21 protein-coding genes are annotated in these 20,266 nt (G+C 46.4%); 13 read left to right on the plus strand and 8 right to left on the minus strand.

Annotated elements, in window-relative coordinates; genetic code table 11:
* Positions 1-20: 20 nt before the first annotated feature.
* Both ADS79_RS01565 and ADS79_RS01570 read left to right on the plus strand, forming a co-directional pair.
* Positions 21-293, plus strand: a complete 273-nt coding sequence (locus ADS79_RS01565) for a hypothetical protein (protein WP_049736655.1) — start codon at positions 21-23, stop codon at positions 291-293.
* A gap of 5 nt (positions 294-298) precedes the next feature.
* Positions 299-1,030 carry a hypothetical protein gene (locus ADS79_RS01570; protein WP_049736656.1) on the plus strand — a complete coding sequence of 244 codons (732 nt, stop codon included), beginning with the start codon at positions 299-301 and terminating at the stop codon, positions 1,028-1,030.
* A 227-nt stretch (positions 1,031-1,257) separates the two neighbouring features.
* Here ADS79_RS01570 and ADS79_RS01575 read toward each other — a convergent pair whose 3' ends face one another.
* Positions 1,258-2,397, minus strand: a complete 1,140-nt coding sequence (locus ADS79_RS01575) for a M24 family metallopeptidase (RefSeq protein ID WP_049736657.1) — start codon at positions 2,395-2,397, stop codon at positions 1,258-1,260.
* Positions 2,398-2,589: 192 nt separating this feature from the next.
* On the opposite strand from ADS79_RS01575, the gene ADS79_RS01580 reads away from it, so the two are divergent.
* The 6 genes from ADS79_RS01580 (at position 2,590) to ADS79_RS01605 (ending at position 8,175) form a co-directional block, all read left to right on the plus strand.
* On the plus strand, positions 2,590-3,468 hold the full coding sequence (locus tag ADS79_RS01580) for a LysR substrate-binding domain-containing protein (RefSeq protein ID WP_084765546.1): 879 nt from the start codon (positions 2,590-2,592) through the stop codon (positions 3,466-3,468).
* Positions 3,469-3,582: 114 nt separating this feature from the next.
* The gene (locus ADS79_RS01585; protein WP_049736658.1) at positions 3,583-4,458 is read left to right on the plus strand and encodes a radical SAM/SPASM domain-containing protein; all 876 of its coding nucleotides are present in this window, start codon (positions 3,583-3,585) and stop codon (positions 4,456-4,458) included.
* Positions 4,459-4,537: 79 nt separating this feature from the next.
* Complete coding sequence (locus ADS79_RS01590; RefSeq protein WP_049736659.1) at positions 4,538-4,972, plus strand: HEAT repeat domain-containing protein; 435 nt, start codon at positions 4,538-4,540, stop codon at positions 4,970-4,972.
* A gap of 178 nt (positions 4,973-5,150) precedes the next feature.
* On the plus strand, positions 5,151-5,798 hold the full coding sequence (locus tag ADS79_RS01595) for a response regulator transcription factor (RefSeq protein ID WP_049736660.1): 648 nt from the start codon (positions 5,151-5,153) through the stop codon (positions 5,796-5,798).
* A 2-nt stretch (positions 5,799-5,800) separates the two neighbouring features.
* Entirely contained in the window at positions 5,801-7,201 is a 1,401-nt protein-coding gene (locus ADS79_RS01600) for a sensor histidine kinase (RefSeq protein WP_049736661.1), read from the plus strand.
* A gap of 89 nt (positions 7,202-7,290) precedes the next feature.
* A complete protein-coding gene (locus ADS79_RS01605) occupies positions 7,291-8,175 on the plus strand; it encodes a hypothetical protein (protein ID WP_141260886.1) in 885 nt (294 codons plus the stop codon).
* A gap of 87 nt (positions 8,176-8,262) precedes the next feature.
* Here the strand turns inward: ADS79_RS01605 and ADS79_RS01610 are convergent, their stop codons facing one another.
* The 7 genes from ADS79_RS01610 to ADS79_RS01640 all read right to left on the minus strand — a co-directional run bounded on the left by ADS79_RS01610 (position 8,263) and on the right by ADS79_RS01640 (position 14,752).
* Complete coding sequence (locus ADS79_RS01610; protein ID WP_236699848.1) at positions 8,263-9,531, minus strand: copper amine oxidase N-terminal domain-containing protein; 1,269 nt, start codon at positions 9,529-9,531, stop codon at positions 8,263-8,265.
* A gap of 237 nt (positions 9,532-9,768) precedes the next feature.
* Positions 9,769-10,224: a hypothetical protein gene (locus ADS79_RS01615; RefSeq protein ID WP_049736664.1), complete on the minus strand. Its 456-nt coding sequence runs from the start codon at positions 10,222-10,224 to the stop codon at positions 9,769-9,771.
* Positions 10,225-10,298: 74 nt separating this feature from the next.
* Positions 10,299-10,928 carry a GntR family transcriptional regulator gene (locus ADS79_RS01620; RefSeq protein ID WP_049736665.1) on the minus strand — a complete coding sequence of 210 codons (630 nt, stop codon included), beginning with the start codon at positions 10,926-10,928 and terminating at the stop codon, positions 10,299-10,301.
* Positions 10,925-11,482 carry a peptide deformylase gene (def, locus tag ADS79_RS01625; protein WP_201783396.1) on the minus strand — a complete coding sequence of 186 codons (558 nt, stop codon included), beginning with the start codon at positions 11,480-11,482 and terminating at the stop codon, positions 10,925-10,927. Before def ends, ADS79_RS01620 begins: the two co-directional genes overlap by 4 nt.
* Entirely contained in the window at positions 11,466-12,632 is a 1,167-nt protein-coding gene (locus tag ADS79_RS01630; protein WP_084765548.1) for a threonine synthase, read from the minus strand. The genes def and ADS79_RS01630 overlap by 17 nt, the downstream gene beginning before the upstream one ends.
* Before the next feature lie 164 nt (positions 12,633-12,796).
* Positions 12,797-14,095 (minus strand): MFS transporter, encoded by a 1,299-nt coding sequence (locus ADS79_RS01635; protein WP_049736667.1) that lies wholly within the window; start codon positions 14,093-14,095, stop codon positions 12,797-12,799.
* Between the two features lie 45 nt (positions 14,096-14,140).
* Positions 14,141-14,752 (minus strand): TetR/AcrR family transcriptional regulator, encoded by a 612-nt coding sequence (locus ADS79_RS01640; RefSeq protein ID WP_049736977.1) that lies wholly within the window; start codon positions 14,750-14,752, stop codon positions 14,141-14,143.
* Positions 14,753-14,957: 205 nt separating this feature from the next.
* Between ADS79_RS01640 and ADS79_RS01645 the strand changes: the two genes are divergently transcribed.
* The 5 genes from ADS79_RS01645 to ADS79_RS01665 all read left to right on the plus strand — a co-directional run bounded on the left by ADS79_RS01645 (position 14,958) and on the right by ADS79_RS01665 (position 20,201).
* Positions 14,958-15,728 carry a response regulator gene (locus ADS79_RS01645; protein ID WP_409362410.1) on the plus strand — a complete coding sequence of 257 codons (771 nt, stop codon included), beginning with the start codon at positions 14,958-14,960 and terminating at the stop codon, positions 15,726-15,728.
* A complete protein-coding gene (locus ADS79_RS01650; protein WP_236699849.1) occupies positions 15,725-16,855 on the plus strand; it encodes a sensor histidine kinase in 1,131 nt (376 codons plus the stop codon). Before ADS79_RS01645 ends, ADS79_RS01650 begins: the two co-directional genes overlap by 4 nt.
* A 118-nt stretch (positions 16,856-16,973) precedes the next feature.
* Positions 16,974-17,912 carry an ABC transporter ATP-binding protein gene (locus ADS79_RS01655; RefSeq protein ID WP_049736669.1) on the plus strand — a complete coding sequence of 313 codons (939 nt, stop codon included), beginning with the start codon at positions 16,974-16,976 and terminating at the stop codon, positions 17,910-17,912.
* Between the two features lie 13 nt (positions 17,913-17,925).
* Positions 17,926-19,050, plus strand: a complete 1,125-nt coding sequence (locus ADS79_RS01660; RefSeq protein WP_049736670.1) for an ABC transporter permease — start codon at positions 17,926-17,928, stop codon at positions 19,048-19,050.
* A 2-nt stretch (positions 19,051-19,052) separates the two neighbouring features.
* Positions 19,053-20,201 carry an ABC transporter permease gene (locus ADS79_RS01665; protein ID WP_049736671.1) on the plus strand — a complete coding sequence of 383 codons (1,149 nt, stop codon included), beginning with the start codon at positions 19,053-19,055 and terminating at the stop codon, positions 20,199-20,201.
* Positions 20,202-20,266: the final 65 nt, after the last annotated feature.

Here is a 20,266-nt window from a genome sequence, read left to right on the forward strand (position 1 = left end):
AGGGGGGCAGGAGGGGAGCAATGGGACAAAGAGCAAATCTGATTGTCGTTAGAGGTAATACCTACGATTTGTACTATAGTCACTGGTGTGCGAACACGTTGCCAAAAGATTTATTTTGGGGAGAGCAGTATGCCATCCAGTTTATCGAAATGCAGACAAGGGTTGATGAGTCTGGATGGTTGGATGATGTTTGGGCGGAAGGCGGAGCAGTTCTTGATGTAGATAAAAAGAAGATAGTTTTCTACGGAGGAGAGGATATTCTGTACAACATTCCTCTAAGGATCTCTATTTAAAACTGATGAGGAAAATTTGGCATGGGTGGGAAATTGATTGGGCTTATGAAGGAATAGTAGATGTAGCAGCCTATGTTGGTTACCCAAAGGAAAGAGTTTTAAAGAGCCGTGAAGACGATGTGAATGATACAAGTTTAACTCCTCCAGAGGAAAGGGATTGGGTGGATACTGTAGCAAGTGTAGCGTACTCGCAAGACGAGATTCTCATATTCCCCTTGTGTGGAGGTGTTGAAGCTTTTTTATCAGACGGTCCTGGTATGATCAACAAGATAAACAAATCCTATGGCTATAAAAATTTATCTTTGGGTGAATGGTCTTATAGTTTCCCTGTAGGTGGTTTTCATCTTGATTTAAAAATGAGGAGATTAGAATTTTGGCATGCCTATGATCTCCCAAATATATCAGAACAACTTAGTGAGAAGTGGTCTGATTGGGAAGTCTTTGATCACTATAGCCATTATGAAATACAGTGTAAGCAAACGGATGGACGGCTACAATTCCAGAGCGTTTATCAACATCAATTGTTGGCAAAATTAAGGGGAATACTGCTGAAGGAATCATCGAATCCATTGGATGCGTTAGCCTTTTTGGTAAAAAAAGAAGCAGATGCAGGTAGAACAGTAGAAATAAATCCGAATGCTCTGCGGTATGATAGATTTGAATTGCCGAGGATTGTGAAAGAAGAATTACTAGATTACGCTTTGAATCAATTATCGCATCCGGGGCAGCCGTCCTGAACGAATCATAAAGGGCGACCTCTATATCCCGGAAGAGTAATGAATGGGGAAGGAAAGGTAACTTTGATCAAATGTAAGGGAGAAGGACAATCAAAATAGGCTACAACCTGCCACCAAGGCTAGCGGATAAACAAAGCAGAAGATGAAAAATGACGCTGGACAAACGATGCCAGCGTCATTTTCATGTCATTGGATTTCTCTGTTCAATCGGAAAACAGCTTCCTCACCTACAAAGCAAAGACCAATTCCTCAATCGAGCGGGGGCACTCAGTCAGCATCTCATATCCGTCTTTTGTAACGAGTACGGTGTCCGAATGACGGAAGCCTCCTATTCCAGGTACATAAATCCCAGGCTCGACTGTAAATGCCATTCCTTCCTGTAAAATCGTGCTGTCATCAAACCGGAAGAATGGGGACTCATGGAGAGTGAGACCGATGCTGTGTCCCGTGCGGTGAACGGCATATTCGCCGTAGCCAGCTTCTTGGATAACGGAGCGCGCAGCGAAATCGACATCACTTGCCAGCACTCCTGCTTTAATGGTAGCAAAGGCTGCTTTTTGGGCATTTACCATGACCTCGAACAGCTCTCTCTGTTTAGCGGATGGCTCCCCAACAAAGCAAGTTCGCTCACACTCACCTTTATAGCCGTCAAGTGAAGTAATTCTCGTAATAATGAGTCCGTCGCAACGCTCGACTTTTTTCAAGCTGGAAAACACATGTGGGAGTATCGTGCGCTCGCTTCCGGTCGGATTCATTCCTCCGGTGAAAAAGCTTGAGCCCGGATAGAGGGTCGAGGCTTCCTGATAAATGGCGCTGGCAGCTGCATTTTCAAGCTCCCGTTCTGTCATTCCTACAGCAAGGGCGCGAAACGCAGCTTGTACAGAGCCAACGGCGAGTGAGCATACTTGGCGCATTTTGTCCTGTTCTTGTGCATCCTTAATCGCCCGGCTATGATTCATTTCCGCAGAAACATCTGCCAGTTCCCAATTCTTGCTTTGGAGGATGCTAGCGAGTGCAAAAGGCAACGAGCGCGACTCCATTCCGAGTCTCCCTTTGCCTGCAAGAGGCTGCAAGCATTGTAATATCAAAGCAATAGGGTCCGTTCCTTGAGAGGCTTTTTCAGGATGCTCATAATAGACGACTAACTGATCAAATCTGGCATGTAATTTAGCGTGTTCTTCCTCCAAACCTGGAACGATTAAGATACATTCCTGCTTGGTTACGATGGTGAAAATCGGTCGGGAATACGTAATAATCTCAAATCCGGTGATGTAGCACTGGCTTATTGGATCGGTCAGTAATACGGCAGCCAAATTTTCCTTTTCCATGAATACTCGTAATTTCTCTACGCGGTTTTGAAAATTCATAAGATCAGCTCCTCAAAAGTGAATGGTTCATGACATCCTGGAAGGTGTCTCCTTCCCGACCGATTATTTGAAATGAGCGTTGCAAGAGTAGGATTTATAGATACTATATAGAGAAACGGGAAATTGTAGAAATACCCAATTAATCCGTAATGATACTTACAGGGTATTATTCAAAAGAGGGGAGTGGGAAACATGGAGCTGAGGCATATTCGATATTTCGTGGCATTGGCAGAAGAGCTCAACTTCAGTCGAGCATCTGAGCGCTTGCATATTGCCCAACCCCCGTTAAGCAGACAAATTCAGCAGCTGGAAGCAGAGGTTGGCGTACCGCTGTTTTATCGGACGAATCGGCGTGTGGAATTGACCAATGCAGGAAAAGCCTTTTTGGAAAAGGCGTATCAAATGCTTGATTTGGTAGAGGATGCATGTGATACCGCCAGAATGATGGCAAGAGCGGAGCATGGGAAGCTCGTAATCGGGTTTACGGGAACGGGCCAAAACATTTTTCCTATCGTCGAAAAGTATCGGGAAAAGTATCCGACTGTCAGTCTAAGCCTGCAATTGATGGGAACTACTGCGCAAATACGTGCCTTGCATGGGAAAAAAATTGATGTGGGTCTACTAACACCGCCTGTTAATAGTGAAGAGCTCATCGTGAAGAATTATAGGCAGGTGCTGCTTCAAGCCTTGCTGCCTGAGAATCATCCATTGGCTATAAAAGGGGGGCCGATCTCTATCACCGAATTAGCAGAGGAATCGTTTGTCATAACTCCCCGGGCGATTGGGCCAGGCTTTTACGATACCGTGACAAAAATCTGCCATCAAGCCGGATTTTCACCAAAAATCACGGTTGAAACACATGACATTCAAACCGTAATCTCTCTTGTAGGTATGGGGATGGGAGTCTCTCTTTCCGCCGCAGTGGATACACAAAATACGGGGGCTGTCTTTCGAGAACTGAAGGATACGAGTGTCATGATGGATATAGCCATTGCTTACCGACAAGATGAGAAATCTGAGGTCCTGCACTCGTTTCTCGATATGTTTTTTGACTATTATTCCATGACATGAGTGTGTAAACCACCAGAATGCACCGTTACCTATAAAAGCTCTCCTATGGTACTATGTGGGGTATGATTAAGAAAACGACATCCTATCATAGATATTCAGAATGGGGAAAACATCTTGAAAACATTTAAGAAAGTTTATATAGAAATCACCAGCATTTGCAATCTCGCCTGTTCCTTTTGCCCGCCAACCGAGCGCAAAGCCAATTTTATCAAGGTCGATGACTTTGCTAAAAGATTGGACGAGATCAAGCCGCACACCAAGTACATTTACTTACATGTAAAAGGAGAGCCGCTACTGCATCCCAAAATCGATGAGCTGCTCGATATCAGCCACGAAAAAGGCTTTAAGGTCAATATCACGACCAACGGCACCTTGATCGCAAAAAATCGGCACAAGTTACTCGGGAAGCCTGCACTGAGACAGATGAATTTTTCGCTCCACAGCTTTGACGGACATGAGGGCTCTACCAACCGGGAAGGCTATTTGCGGGAAATCCTGTCCTTCGTCCGGGAAGCGAAGGAGCATAAGGTCCTTTTTTCATTCCGTCTCTGGAATTTGACGCAGGATAATGCGACGAACATTCAAAAGAGTAGAAACCGCCAGACACTCGAAATTGTAGAAAAGGAATTTGGCCTCGATTACAAGATCGAAGAGAAAGTAGAGCCAGGCAGTGGCGTGAAAATCGGTGACCGCGTTTATTTGAACCAAGACCATGAATTCCAGTGGCCGAGCCTCACAGCGCCAGAGGATGACGGCAAGGGCTTTTGCCACGGACTGCGCAGCCAGGCGGCTATTTTGGTGGACGGAACGGTCGTGCCATGCTGTCTGGACGGGGAAGGCGTCATTAATTTGGGGAATATTAACCAGACTTCTTTTTCGGACATCGTCGACGGTGAGCGTGCGAACAACCTCGTCGAAGGCTTTTCACGCAGAGAGGCTGTCGAGGAGCTATGCAGGAGATGCGGGTATCGTCAGCGGTTTGGAGCGTAGGAAATGTGAAAGGCTTATATTAAAGAAACAAAAATAGTGCCATAATAGATTGGACAAGAATAAAAGGAGTTTGATCTTTTTGAATCATAACGGAGCAAATAATGAGTTACCCTCAAATTACGAGGAGCTAAAAAAATCTGCCAATCGAACATCGAACTGGAGAGAACGTTTTGATGCTGTTGAAGAGTTAGGTCAGTGGAAACACAGCCAAACCATCGATATATTAAAGCGAATCATGACTAGTGATGCTGTGTACAAGGTTCAAAAGGCTGCGTATACGAAGCTTAAGGAATTTGGCGAAGAAGTCCAATTACCAGCACAGAAAAAAGGCGACTTGATTAAAGGAACAACAAAAGCCTTGGTAAGAATTAAGAAGAGTTTGCCAAAAGATCATACGTTTGAACAGTTCAAAGAGAAGCTACAGAAGATGAGAACAGATGTATATGATGCGTACGAGGGTGAAAAAGGGGCTGAGTTTGAGCAGTGGCTTGAAAACACCTGGGCCGCGTTATAGAACATTGAAAGAGCAGTACATGTACCTAAGTGAATGACCAGCAGAGCTCAAGTGGAGACAATCACTTGGGCTTTTTTCATTCCTTTTGCTAGTGAGAGTAATCAAATCAATAGGAAAGAATGGTTGCTTTTACAACTCGATAACAACACCGTGCTATGCTAATAGAGAGGTGATCCGTGTGGCAACCATTTTAATTGTCGAGGATGAAATCCCGATCCATGAACTGATCAGAAGAAATCTGCAAGCAGTAGGACATATATGCCTTTCCGCGTTCGATGGAAAAGAGGCCATTCAAATACAAGCACAAAAAGAAGTCGATCTTATTTTGCTGGACGTCATGCTTCCCGAGGTGGATGGGTATGATGTTTTTCAGCAGGTTCGAGGCACTCCAACGATTTTTTTGACCGCTCGCAGCAGTTTATCCGATAAGGTGAAGGGCTTGACGCTTGGCGCAGATGATTATTTGGTCAAGCCTTTTGAAATGTTGGAGCTGCTGGCCCGAATAGACGCGGTTCTGCGGCGCACGAAGAAAGAAAGCAAAAGCTTTGAATTGGATGCGCTGAGAATCGATTTTGAGAGAAGGCAAGTATTTCTAAATGAAAGTCCAGTTGAATGTACCCCTAAAGAATTCGATTTGCTAGAGGTGCTGGTAACAAACCGAAATATTGCGCTATCGCGTGAAAAATTAATCGAGCTTGCTTGGGACTTTGACTACGCAGGAGATACAAGAACCGTAGATGTTCATATTCAAAAATTAAGAAAGAAGCTCGATATGGAAAATCGAATCAAGACCGTCTATAAAATGGGATACCGTTTGGAGGTGTAGAGATGAAATCGCGGACTTTTTTGCTTACGCTCACTCTATTCCTTCTGTTTTTTTATAGTGGCATTTTGCTCGCTTCAGTAGTGACGCTGAAGAGCAATTTGGATAGTTCAAAAGATCGCAGTCTCAGAGAACACTACTTCATTGCGTCGTCGTATGCAAAAGATTTGAATGCCTTGGAAAAAAGAGGAGAATCGCCCGAAAGTGGAGTCGTTTCTCTCTATCGCTCCTATTTTGATTTTTATAGCAAGCAAAAAGTAATCCTGACCATTGCCAAGGATGGCCGAAGTATTGCGAACAATTTTATGGAAGAGTCTCAAGTCTTCCCCTTGCCGCCAGTTATTTCGAAGAAAGCTGAGCGCCTGATTTCGCTGGAAAAGGTGGAGAACAAGGAATATATCAGCGTAGCAGGCACTTTGCCCGCGCCATATGATATGTATACGCTTGTCTATTACTACGATGTGTCTGCAGTCATTTCTGCGTGGTCCCAAATGACGGTGACGTTGTTCGGGATGGGAATGTTATTTAGCGCATTGCTGGCAATCTGTCTCATGCTCGTATTGAATCGCGTATTCAAGCCTCTGCAGCAAATCAGGACTGCATCGAAGAGTATTGCGCAGGGGCAGTATGGGAACCGGATCGAGGTGAAGGGACATGACGAGCTCGCTGAGATGGCGGAAAGCTTCAATCATATGGCGGAGGAAATCCAGAGTCAGATACAGCAGCTCGCTACGGCAGCGCAACAGAAGCAGCAATTTGCCGATAATTTGGCTCATGAGCTCAGGACTCCTCTGACTGCGATTTACGGCTATGCGGAATACATTCAAAAGGTCGTTCGCACAGAAGAGGACAAGCTATTTGCGACCAATTACATTATGTCAGAGAGTCGCAGACTCCAGAATATCGCCTACCGTTTACTGGATATGGCAACCCTGCGTGAGAATAAGCTCGAGCTGAGCAGTGTTCGGATGGATGAGCTGCTTCGCGAGGTTGAGCAATCTCTGACCATGAGGGCTGCAGAGCAGAACATTTCGATTACCTATGAATATTGCTTTGACACGCTGGTGTGTGATGCCGACTTGTTGCATATTTTGCTTGTTAATTTGCTTGATAATGCGATGAAAGCATGTGGACAGGAGGGAGCCATCCGATTGGTAGCTGACTTGGAGAATGGGCATAAGGTCATCTCTGTCCAAGATAATGGCAAAGGCATGGGAGAGGATCATCTGGCCCATATAACCGAGGCATTTTATCGAGTAGATGCCTCGCGCAGTCGTTCTGGAGGGGGAGCGGGATTAGGTCTGACGCTCTGTCAGCAAATTGCAGCCAATCACGGGGCGAAGCTGAGTTTTTCCTCTGAGCTAGGTAGAGGTACAACAGCCAAATTAACTTTTACAAGTTGCTAATAAGTTCGTGATTGTTTCATGATATTGCTTTTCTATTATGACAATTGTAATCACATTCCACAATGCAAGATCAAAGGAGGAAAAATGAGTTGAGTATGGCTAAAGGAAATGAAATGAGAAAAATGATTCTTGGTTCTGTTGCAGCCATTGCAGTTGCTACACTGGCTTTCGGCGGTGTTTGTCAAATGGTAAAAGCATCGGAAATCGGGAAAAAGCAAGTGGTGCCTACGAGCTACAGCATACCTTATGCGGCAATGGCCAGCACCAATGTACCTGCGGGCTATGTGAAAAAGGATTACAAAGTGAAGATGGTCGGAGTGGATCAGCCGACGATAAATGATATGAAAATGGAAGAGGCAGCTGAGCTGGCCAGCCAAAATTTGTGGAGGGTCTTCCAGATCGATTTGAACGGGAAAACACTGGAAATGACGTACAGTCCCGTCAGTACCTCGCACCTGCGGGCTATATGGGAAGTGAATGTAACGATTACAGATACGCTGTCCTATGAATTTGCTCTGGATGCCGTGACGGGTGAAAAGCATTCGATAGCAAAAAGAATTTATCACAAGGCGAATATTCCTGAGGGAATGGACTTTAACCTGTTGAAAAACAATCAAGACTATCAAGAGCTAGCGAAAGCAGCAGCAGAAAAATATCAATTCGTTTCTGGTAAAGTGACTTCCGTAGAGTATGCATCCCAAGGATATCAGGAAAATAAGGCAGGAGCCAAAAATTCGGATATTAGCTTCCGGGTAAATTCGGATAAAGGGGATCAGGCCCAAATCTCTTTCTCCAGATATAACAAAGAATTGCTTACCGTGGAATATAGCAGCTGGCTAAAGGAAGCTGAGCGCGTGGAGCAGCAAATCGAGCAAGAACTGAAAGATCGAGCTGCAAATGTAACGCTTACCGATGAGGTTGTAAAGAAGATCCAGGAAAATGGTGTGCCTCTATTGCTAGAAATGAAAAAGTAGACAAGTCTGGAGAAGCCCTGCCACACTAAAACTGGCGGGGCTTTCATCAACTAGACAGGTATGAATAGGGCCCTACTCATTGATGAATCACTTTGATTTTGCATCTAATGCCGTCCAGCTTTCATAGTTATGGATCGCGTACCCTGCATAGCTTGGATACTGAGACAGCTGTTCCTCTGCTTTTTTTAATTCGGCTTTCATAGCCCCTGTACTTAACGAATAAAACGTCGTGAAGGCACCTTCCGAAGTGGGTGCAGTTTCCACCGCAACGATCACGTTCTTTTTAAGCGTACTTGCTTCCTTTAAGATTGTCTTTGCATTGGCAACGATCCCATCATTGCCTAAAGCAGCATTTCGATAATCCATGATGACAACAGAATCTACCTTCTCTAATAGCCACGCACTGAAGCTATAGTTGGAGCTGGGGACCTTGACGAGATGAAGCCAAAAAGGAATATCCAACGTAATTTTCAAACCACTTCCTTTTGTTTCTCTCTCAATAAACCGCATATTGTTCATCCAATTTTCAATAACCAGCTGATTTTTTGTTTTCCATTCCGCTAAAATATAGGGCTCAATATCAAAGTGCAGTCCTTCAAACCTTTCATCTGCTCCAGCTGCTGCATTGTATGATTTTACCCATGAAATAAACTGCCTGATTTGGTTTTGATTATGAGTAAAAGCCCAATTGGGACGGCCTTCAAGTGCTTCCACTTTGATTTGTTTTTCCTTTGCTCCGCGAACAAAACTTTGATAAGCCGCTGCAGGTATGTCTTTATCAATCTGAAGGTATATCGTAGTTAATTTGTTGTCACTAGCAAACTTTAGGATGCTTTCTTGTTCCGTTTTGATGAGGCTGGCATTCCAAATCCATGTACCTCGTTGAATCTGCGAAGTGCGATCGATAGTGGACGGTGGCGAGGGCGGAGGCACCACTTTCGCATGCCCTGGGGTTGTCACGACAACCAGATTACGCTCGGCAATCCAATCGATTTGTGCATGAAAGGCTTCACTGATGAAGCGAAGCGGAACCATTGTGCGCTTGTTTTTAATCACCGCTGGTGCAACAAGGGTTACATCCTTCCCATTCACCTGCGCCTGGTTTTGCCCAATGGTTAAATGGATGGTTTCGTCTTTTTTCTTCAGCGTCACCTGATTGGTTTCCCCATTCCATTGCACACTGAGACCAAGCCTTTCTGCTACAAATCTTACTGGAACCATTGTGCGCTTGGACTTTACATCTACATACGGTGCCCCATCAGGAAAGGACACATATTGCCCATCCACGGCTACATGGACCTGTGGTGCGGCAAGAGCCGGTAAGCAGTTAGCTGTACTTAGCAGTATCACTAACATGATCAACATACCTGCTCGTTGTATTCTCTTCATAGGTAATTTCCTCGAATCTTCCAATGTGCTTGCATATCGTCTTCATTTGGAGCAGTTACTACATTTTACTATAATCATATACTTATTTACCTGATTAAAAGGTTGCAGGGAAGCAGATGAAAAAACTCCTGAATAAAAAAAACGTAGAGGGGTAAGCATGATAGATTGTTACCATATGAGAGTCCCCTCTTTTTTTGTGTACCTCTATTTGGGCAGATTATTAACTAACCATGTATTCTCATCCACTTTACTCACTTCAATGGTGTAAGGCTCAGGACGTTTCTCTGGTTCCGGTGTATCGCCAGAATAATACTCATATAACCAAACATGAAACGTCACCGTATTTTCACCTGCATTTTCATGTCCAATGATCTCGAATCCTTGATGGTGAGGATTTGATAACCCTGAAAAAAACATGGTTAAATCTTCTGGGCTAACTGATTTTTTAGCGTGATCAGTAAGCAATTCACTACCTTTCGAAGCGTCTCTGTTCAACCACGCAATCAGGAAGTTGTTGGCTGTATGTAGTGCGAGTAAATAATTTTTATCCACCTGTACTTGCTTTGGTTGTTGAGCAGTTGAAGAAACAGCAGTATTACAACCACTTAGTAGCGATGGAAAAGTAAATAGAAAGCAGACAAGCCAAATCATTTTTCTCAAGATTATTCCCTCGCAAAATTTGTATTTTTGATTATAGTAGACAGGACAATCGGATGAAAAGTCCCCAGTTCAACCTAAACAGTGATTTGTTCAAGCAAAGACGACATACCTGTGCGCCAGTGTGTCTCGAGGAGCTGGCTGGCTAGCTCGATGTCCTTTTGTTCCAAAGCAGCAATGATTTCTTGATGCTGTAAAAATGATCTGTGGATGAGCTCTGCGTCCCACATAAAGGAATATTCGTAGCGCCGAATCATTTTTTTTACATCCGCAATCATTTCATGCAACCGTTGATTGAGACAGCCGGCAATCAAGAGTTCATGCCAATGAAAATCGATCTCCAATGCAGACGCGGGTTTTCCTTTTGCCTGCAGAAGCTGTGCATTGCAATCATCCAGCTCGCTTAGAGCGGGGATATCTGCTGCCATTCGCAGAGCCAGACATTCCAGGGTCCAGAGGATCGGGTACATCTCCCGCACCTCGCGAGCAGTAAATGGTCGAACGGTAAACCCTCTGGACAAGTCGGAACGTAAAAGACCTTCTTTTGTCAAATCAAGCAGCGCTTCTCGTAGAGGTGTCCGGCTTACACCCAATTCGGTTGACAGTGCTGACTCGACGATTCGGGTGCCTGCTGGAAAATCACCCTTCAGTACACGCTCCAACACGATTTTTCTCAATTGCTCACGCAGAGGTTGTTTTGGACTCATTGGCGATACGGGCTTTCTGCACGATAACGTTTTTCAAACTCTTCGCGGGTGCAAAGTGTACGGATATCTGTCATGTGATCCAATGCCAGAATGCCGTCCAGATGATCGATTTCGTGCTGGAGAAGTTCGGATAAGAGTCCTTCTGCTTTTATTTCATGCCATGTGCCAGTAGTGTCTTGATAGCGTACTTTTACCCAGCTATTGCGGGTGACTTGCGCGAATATACAAAGAAAGCTCAGACAAGCGTCCCAAACAATCATTGTCTCGGGTGAGCGCTCCGTAATCGTTGGATTGATGAGCGGCCAGGGGTGATTGATGTTTAGTAGTACAATCCGTTTCATTACTCCGATTTGTGGAGCCGCAATTCCACGACCATAAGTGGTTGTTTCCCGCCAATGTGTTAATGTGTCTTGCATGTCTGCCAAAACAGCCGCAATTTCGCTAGAGCAAGGATCTTTGACGGTAGAACAAGCCTCTCGTAATAGCGGATTGCCTAATTGCAAAACTTCACGAACCGCCAATGTTTTCACTCCTCCATTAAAAATCAGAATCAAGTCTTCCTCCAGTGATCACCAGGACTGCGGTTTTGCCTGCTAAAGACTCTGCTTCCGCCTGTTTCATCAACCCGGCAAGTGTAGCTGAGCTGGTGAACTCGGCTATTATTCCAGCTTCTACTGCCAACAGCTTTTGCGCTGCCGCAATCTGACTGTCGGAAACGGCAAGCATCGTCCCCTCGCTTGCTCGAAGCTCCTTCAGCAATCGCAGGGCATTGCGCGGGCGACGGACTGCCATGGAAGCCGCGGCTGTCGTTCTCTGGTCTTGCGTGATGCTCTGTTCGTGATAACGATGCACCAAAGGCTGTATGACTTCCGACTGGATTCCAAGGAGTCTGGGCAGTCGATCGGTCAATCCCAGGAAGGAAAGCTCACGAAACCCTTTGCCGATGGCACCAAGTGTACAGCCATCGCCGACAGGGGATACGACTAAATCTGGTGCCTGCCAACCAAGCTGCTCGCCGATTTCAAGTGCGACCGTTTTCTTTCCTTCAACCAGAAAAGGATTGTAGGCGCAGTTGCGGCTGTACCAACCGTACTTGGCTCCAGCCGTTTCTGCTTCGTCAAAGGCTTGATCATAGTTTCCTGTGGACACCTGGATATTTGCGCCAAATCGCCGAAGCCAGTTGAGTCTAGTTTGGGATGCCTCCTGTGGGACAAACACGTGGCAGTTCAATCCCTGATGCCCGCAATAGCTGGCAAGCGAGATTGCAGCGTTCCCAGCGGAAGCACAATAAAAATCAGTGACACCGATCTCTTGTGCCATCGTCATCGCAATCACTGTAGCGCGATCTTTTAGACAACGAGTTGGATTTCGAGTTTCGTCCTTGATATAGAGAGACTTGAGGCCGAGACGGGAAGCCAGTCGCGGTGCATTCAGCAAAGGAGTACCGCCTGCATGAGGAACATCGGCAGGCTGCTTAACCGGCAATAGCGGAATGTAACGAAAGATATCGGACCGAGAGCTGTTGTTGTCCTTTCCTCGCAAAAGAGCCTCTTGTGCCGCCAGATAATCATACTGTACATCGAGAATGCCAATATCTGTATCCATATCAGTCGAACCATGCTCGCAAGTGGGACAAATGTATGAGGTAGGAGTCATCGGGTGGGTAGTACCGCACTTCAGGCATGTGAGATTGATCACGAACATACATATCACCTCACTGTTGAAATTATCTTTATCGATAATTATCGTATACAATACTCATAATTCAGTCAATTGATTTTTGTTTTGGGAACGTGCGATTTCATCTAATATCCGTCATCAAAAAGATCAGGAGGCTATACATGCTCCCCTGATCTCGTTTGGACCTGCTACGCGTTGCTCTCCTTTGCCATTTTTCCTTCCAGCTCTTTTATCTTCCGAACACGCCCGATGACAATCGCCAAAATCGCCACCATCACTCCAGAAACAACAAATAAAAATCCGATTCCCCTACCAGGTCCCGTCCCCATTACTTGCCCAACCGTCTGCCCCAACAGCCGATCCGGCGCAAGCAGAGGCGAAAAAAGATGATCAGCCAAAAAACCTGCTGAACCATATGCCAGAACCATTCCGATCTGGGATATAGCTGAAACGAGGGACCATACCCTGCCTTGCCGTTCGTTATCGATATTCGTCCGGATCAGAACCTCCAGACTTGTGTTCACAAACGGAAGGGTAAGGAAAAAGAGGAACCCAAAGACGACAATCAGGGTGACAGTCGTGTATACTCCCATCAAGGCATAAAAGAGACCAGCGATTGTCAGAGACAGGGAGAGGATGAAAACCTTGTTCTTTCCTGTCCCGAAAATTCCGATAAAAATACTGCTTATGAGCATACCGGATGCAGCGATAGAAAGGGCGATGCCGAGAACCTTGGAATCGGTCAATGTCAGCATCATCGGGCCAAACAAGGATTGCATCAGTCCGATATAAAAGCAAACGACGGACATTAACAGAACAAGCCAGAGGACGCCACGCTGGGAAAGAAGGTAGCGAAAGGCTTCGGCCATTTCACGAAAAAAGCTTTGCTGTTCAACCTGTTTGGGGGTGTGAACCTGCTTCATGATGACAAAAACAGCGGCGGCAGCAAGCAGGAAGGACAGGATGTCGATGACTAAAACCGTTTTGATGTCAAAGAAGCTGAGCAGAAAACCGGCAATCATCGGGGAGATCAGGTATTGGGCAGAGCCGGCCAACTGAATGAGCCCACTTGCCTGGGCATACTTCTCTTCGGAAACAAGATCGGAGACGGCTGCCTTGTACGCGGGGGTGAGAATCGACGCAGATATCGCACTCATCACTACACCTGTGTAGATATGCCACAATTCTATAGTACCCGACAGTAGGAAAAACAGAATAAACAACAAGCCAGCAATCGAGCCGGAATCTCCGATGATCATCATCTTTTTGCGATCAAATCGGTCTGCAAGCACGCCGCTAAACGGCAGCAGCAAAAAGGAAGGTAAAAAGGAGCAAAGGATGACCAGGGAAAAGCTCGTGGTCGATTGTGTCTTTTGAAAGACATACACTCCCAAGGCGAAGGCTGTCAGTCCACTGCCGATTGCCGAAAGCATTTGCCCCGACCAAATTATTAAAAAGCTGCGAAAGGTTTTATCCTGACTGCTCATCATACTCTCTCCCATCTGTCATGAGAATAGCAATGGCTCGAAAAATTACAGAAACGAAAATGATCCAGGCTTCGCTCCCAACGATCGTTCAATGATGACCTGCATCGCATGCATCCGTTTTTGCTGTTCATCCCGATCCCAGTCGAAGAGGCCAGATTCCAAAAGAAATTGGGACCCCGCCAGGAGAAATTGGACTGTCTCCAACGCATTTTCCACCTGAAACACGGATTCTTGATTCCCTTGCTCAATGACTTGTGCGAGCACAGGGGCAATTTTTAAAACGATGGCGATATTTACACGCTCATGCAGCTCCCTGTTTTCGGGGCGGTGCAGACTGTCCAGCCATTCACTTTCCTGTTCGGCGATACGGCTTTGTCCGCGCAGCATGTGCCGTACTTTGTCCATCACTCCAAGCGCAGGGTTATCGGCAATCCTTTGATATTCTTCGCAGAGCTGATCGACCATCGAGTGGACAAAAGCGTCCAGTATCTCTTCCTTTGATTTGAAGTAGTAATAAAAGGTTCCCTTGGCGACACCGACCTTTTGGATAATTGACTCTACTGAGGTATGGACGTATCCTTGATTGCGAAAAAGCTCTCCCGCAGCTGAGATTATTTCTGCACGCCGTGTATGCGGGTCTTTGACAATTCGTTTCATGAGGACCTCCTTCATTTGACTAACTGCCAGATTCGAGTTAAATATTACCATATGACTGACCGTCAGTCTATAATTGATTACCAAATGCTTCAAAAGCTTGCGAAGCGCATACTTGTTGGAGCCTGAGAATTTTGTGGCTCTATTGATGGCAATCAGAGGATTTCCTTTCCCTTTTTCTGCTATAATTGGTTTGCTCAAAAGGGGGATGCTTTCATCCGCCAAGCGTGCGGCAAAAGGCTCAGGCGACAGGAGGCAAGCCACAGTGAAAATAAAAGTGTTGATCGCTGACGACAATTCGTTTATTCGGGAAGGCATGAAAATCATCCTGACTACCTTCGCTGAATTTGAAGTAGTGGGGACCGTTGCGGATGGCGCAGAAGCGATAGCTTTTTGCAAAATGAATGAAGTAGACATCGCGCTCCTGGACGTACGGATGCCGAATATGAACGGCGTGGAGACGGCACGTATTCTGACCGAGCAGACGACAGTCAAGCCGATGATCCTGACGACGTTCGATGATGATGAGTTCATCCTGGAAGCCGTCAAGGCTGGAGCACGTGGATATTTGCTGAAAAATAATGAGCCAGAGCGTATTCGTGACGCCCTCAAGAGTGTATACAACAACCATCATGTCTTGCAGGATGTCGTTCTGGATAAAATCAAATTAAATCTCGCTATGGGGCGTGCAGAAGCGCAAACTCCATCAAGTGCTTCAGATAATCCAACAGCTGAGCCAGCATCCCCAGCTCCGTCTGGCTGCAAAATCAACCGCAGCTTGTTCACAGAGCGCGAGCTTGATGTCATGGAGCACATCGCGAAAGGATTATCCAACAAGGAGATCGCCAAGAAGCTGTTTATTTCCGAAGGCACTGTTGCCAACTACATCACGGCGATTTTTAACAAGACCGGACTGGAGCATCGTACCCAGATTGCCATCTACTATTTAACAGGTGAAGCGAGAATGGCGGACAAATGAAATCAGTTGCAATGGAATATTGGACGATTGGAAATAAAGCGACAGTACTTGGCTATATCATCACGGCATCATTTCTGGCCAATCTGGCATCTGAGCTGAGCCCTTGGCTGATCCTGTGCTATTTGCTTTATCTGGCTGTGAACATCACGATTTCCATCATGAAAAAGCCCAAACCTAAGCTGTTCTTTGCCGGGGTATCGGCCCTGCTGGTCATCGCATGCGCGGTCAGTCTGGAGCCATTGTTTCTCTTATTGCTCCCCATCAGCATCTACGAGCTCATTTTTCTTTCTGGAAAAAGCTCACTGCTCGCATTACTCGTGATGCTGCTCCCGCTTCTTCTCGCTCCGCTCGAATTGATTCCGCAATATTTGCTGAGCGCCTTTCTTAGTTTTTTGCTGTATTCATGCAGCAGTGTGCTGAGTGAAAGGCTGGGGAGGCTGGAGGAGGAGCGGGAGAGGATGCGAGCCGATTTGCAAAAGCTGGCTCGAACCTTGAGCGAAAACACCGAATACATCCGGCAGTCTGAATATACGATCAAGCTGGAAGAGCGGAGCCGACTCTCCCAGCAAATCCATGATGATGTCGGACATGCCGTTGCTGGTGCGCTGATTCAGATGGAAGCGGCGCGGATGCTGCTTTCGATGGATCGGGAAAAGGCAGCCGAGCTATTGGGTAACGCCATCGCCATTTCCAAGGAAGGGATGGAGCGGATCAGGATAACGCTGAAGGAAGTAAAGCCAAAGCCCGAGGAGATGGGAATCAACCGGCTTCGGCTTTTTGTGGATGAACTGTCGGCAAAAGGAACAGTTACTGCCACGCTGACTTTTGGAGGCGATATTGACGTCATAACGCCGTTTCAGTGGCAAATCATCCAGCAAAATGCGACCGAGGCTGCAACGAACGCCCTCAAGTATAGCAAGGCGACGGCCATTAATCTCGAAGTCCGGGTACTGAACAAATTCATACAAGCCATCGTTTCGGATAATGGTGTAGGTGCGGAGAAAGTGGTAAAAGGGCTTGGTATTCTGGGAATGGAGGAGCGCGCGGCTTCGGCTAACGGTACCGTCATCGTCGACGGGACAAGGGGCTTTCGTGTGACGACACTCATTCCCTACATGAACGAGTGAAACCATTCACGAAGAACAAAGTGAAGATTCTCATGCACAGAGGATGAACTTATGCACTGACATAAGGGCATCCTCTTTTATTAGAATACAGACATAACGAGTGAGGGAGTGACTCCAGATGAGCTATGTACTGGAAATCAACAGCTTGACCAAGAAATTCGGTGATTTCATTGCCGTTGATCATATGTCGCTGAACGTGCGAGAAGGTGAAATATTCGGGTTCCTCGGTGCGAATGGAGCGGGCAAGAGCACCACGATCAATATGATTGCCTCTCTCTTGCGCAGTACAAAGGGAGAAATCCGCCTGCTGGGAAAAAACATAGCCAAGGACGCCAAATTCGCCAAAATGAATACGGGCATCGTCCCGCAGGAGCTCGCCATTTACGAGGACATGACGGCGTATGAAAATGTGAGTTTTTTTGCCGGATTGTACGGCTTAAGAGGAGATTTGCTTCGGGAACGTACGGAGGAAGCGCTGGCATTCGTAGGTCTTGCTGACAAGCACAAGAGCTTTCCCAAAAATTTTTCGGGTGGAATGAAGCGCCGCTTGAATATCGCTTGTGCAATCGCACATCGCCCGAAGCTGATCATCATGGATGAGCCGACTGTCGGGATTGACCCGCACTCTCGAAATTATATTTTGAACTCCGTTCGCAAGCTGAACGAGATGGGCTGCACGATCATCTACACAAGCCACTATATGGAGGAAGTCGAAGAAATCTGCAGTCGCATCGGCATCATCGACCATGGAAAAATCATCGCGGAGGGCACCAAGGAGCAGCTCAAATCAATCATTACCGACTCGAAAGAAATCTGGATCGGGATCAAAGTCGACGAGATGTATTCGTTGGACTCGCTCAAATCGATTCCAGGCGTGACGGCTGTGCTGCAGGAGGAAAATACACTTAAAATCGTGTCCAAAGCAGAGATCAACAACTTGAATCGGATCATTCAGCAACTGATCAAGGATCAGGTAGAGATTCGTTCAGTCGAGGAGCAAGCGCCTAATCTGGAGTCGGTGTTTCTGACCTTAACCGGCCGAAACCTGCGAGACTGAGGAGGACGTTGCCATGAACATCTGGAACATCGCGGTAAAAGAAATAAAATCAAATCTTCGTAATAGGCGAACCTTCATTTTTATGCTTGCTATGCCGATCGTGCTCATCCTCATTTTGGGAGCGGCGCTGTCCAATGCATTTGCCCCCGGTTATACGATGAGGGACTTGCATTTGTTGTACAAAAGCAATGCGATCGACCCGCAACTGACCACGTATTGGCACGGATTTATAGAGGAGATCAGTAAAGAAGGAGTCAAAGCTGTTGAAGCGGAGCAAGGCATGAATGGTCAGGACGAGGTTCAAAACGATCGATATACGGCGTACGCCGAAATTACGAGCAGTGGCATCAAGTTTTATGGAAGCAGTAAGGATACAATCGAGAGCAATATCCTGCAAGGCATGTTAACCGTGTTCGCGGATCGTTATGCACTCGCATCAGCGGCCTACCAGGTGGAGCCAGCTATTGCCCAAGAAATTGTCAAAAGCGCCGGGCAAAGCTCCGATTTTATCCGCGAGTCTTCCCTTGATCCAACGAAAAGACCGGGCTCGATCGATTATTACGCCATTGCGATGACAACGATGATCGCACTCTATTCGATCATTTCCGCCAGCTATTTATTCAGAGGGGAACGTACCCGCAATACCGCTATTCGCCTGATGGCAGCACCTGTGAGCAAAGGCGCGATTTTCGCAGGGAAAGTGATTGGCTGTACGGTTATCAATCTGATTTGTGTCCTGCTGGTCGTTCTGTTTAGCAAATACGCGCTCCACGCTGATTGGGGTGACCACTATGGCATGGTCGTGCTTGTTTTGCTGACAGAAGTGCTGGTTGCAGTCAGCTTGGGTCTTGGCGTCAGCTTCCTGGCTAAAGCAGAAGGCTCTCGGTTAATTGTCATGATCTTCACGCAAGTAGCTTCGTTTGTCGGCGGTGCTTACTTTCCGGTTGATGATGCGACAGGCGTATTGGGTTTCTTGACATATCTGTCGCCGATCCGCTGGGCGAACACAGCCTTGATGCAACTTATTTATGCCGATAATAGCTCAGCAGCTTGGTCAACCATTGGGCTGAATGTAGGGATTGCAGCGCTAGTGCTGATCGCAGCTGTCATCTCTATCCGTAAACGGGAGGCGTTTTAATTATGAGTGAAATGATGTGGCTCATTCGAAAAACCTTGAAGGATACCTTTCGTAGCAAAAGAAACTGGTTCGTATACATCGGATTGCCGATCGTCGGTGTTTTGATCTCCATGCTGATTTACAGTAGTGTCAGCACGAGCACGATTCGTGTAGGTGTCATCAATCAGGACGGAAGCCAACCGATTACACTGGACACCATCCGGTTTATGGAGGGGTTGAGTCATGTCAAGGTGACCGTCACGGATGAACAAACGCTTCAGTCGGATATTGTGAAAGGCAATCTGGACACAGGGATAATTTTTGAAGAAGGCTTCGCAGACAGTATTCGAAGAGGTCAGCCGGACCATTTGAATATGGTTTCCGTGAAAGGAATACAAGTGACCGCCTACGTCAAAACGATGCTCCAAAGCTACCTCGGCAATATCGCTGCCATCGGTAAAGAAGCGAAAGGAGATGAAGCAGCGTTTTCGAGCATTTATGCGGCGTACAGCCAGAGAAATTTTACTCTGGCGGCGCAAGCGATGCCTAACACGTCAATCACAAAGGAAATGACGTATCGATCGCTTGGCTTTCTCATCTCGTTCATGATGTTCTCTGCCGTCAATATGTCAGAGATCATTCTCAAGGAAAAAGAAAACCGCACATTTTTGCGTTTGCTATCTTCACCGATGTCAGCACGAATGTATGTGATTTCAAACGTAGTGGTTAACATGCTTCTCATGCTTGTGCAAATTGTGGTGACTCTCTTTGTGATGAAAAACGTCTTCCATATCGATTCGGGAATCACCTACGGTCAAATGATACCGGCGCTGCTTTTGTTTGCACTGGCAGCTGTGGCACTTTCGCTTTTGATCGTTGCCTTTGCAAAAAGCACGTCAGGCGCAGGGGCATTGCAAAATTTGATTATTACGCCAAGCTGTCTGCTGGCGGGCTGCTATTTCCCAATGGAGATCATGCCAGACACGGTCAGAAAAATATCGAACTTCCTGCCACAGCACTGGCTGCTTGACATGATCAACAAGCTCCAGCAAGGGCAAGCACTCAGCAGCTTGACCATGAACATGGCGATATTGCTCGGATTTGCAGTCGTTTTTGCACTGATTGCGATCTATCGGTTTGGGCGAAATAATGACAGCAGGCAGTTTGTCTAGGTGACCCAGGTGATTGATAGTTATTGAAAAATGGATGGAGTCCTTGTTTATCGAGGATTTCATCC

This window comes from Brevibacillus reuszeri, assembly GCF_001187725.1.
Lineage (GTDB): Bacteria > Bacillota > Bacilli > Brevibacillales > Brevibacillaceae > Brevibacillus > Brevibacillus reuszeri.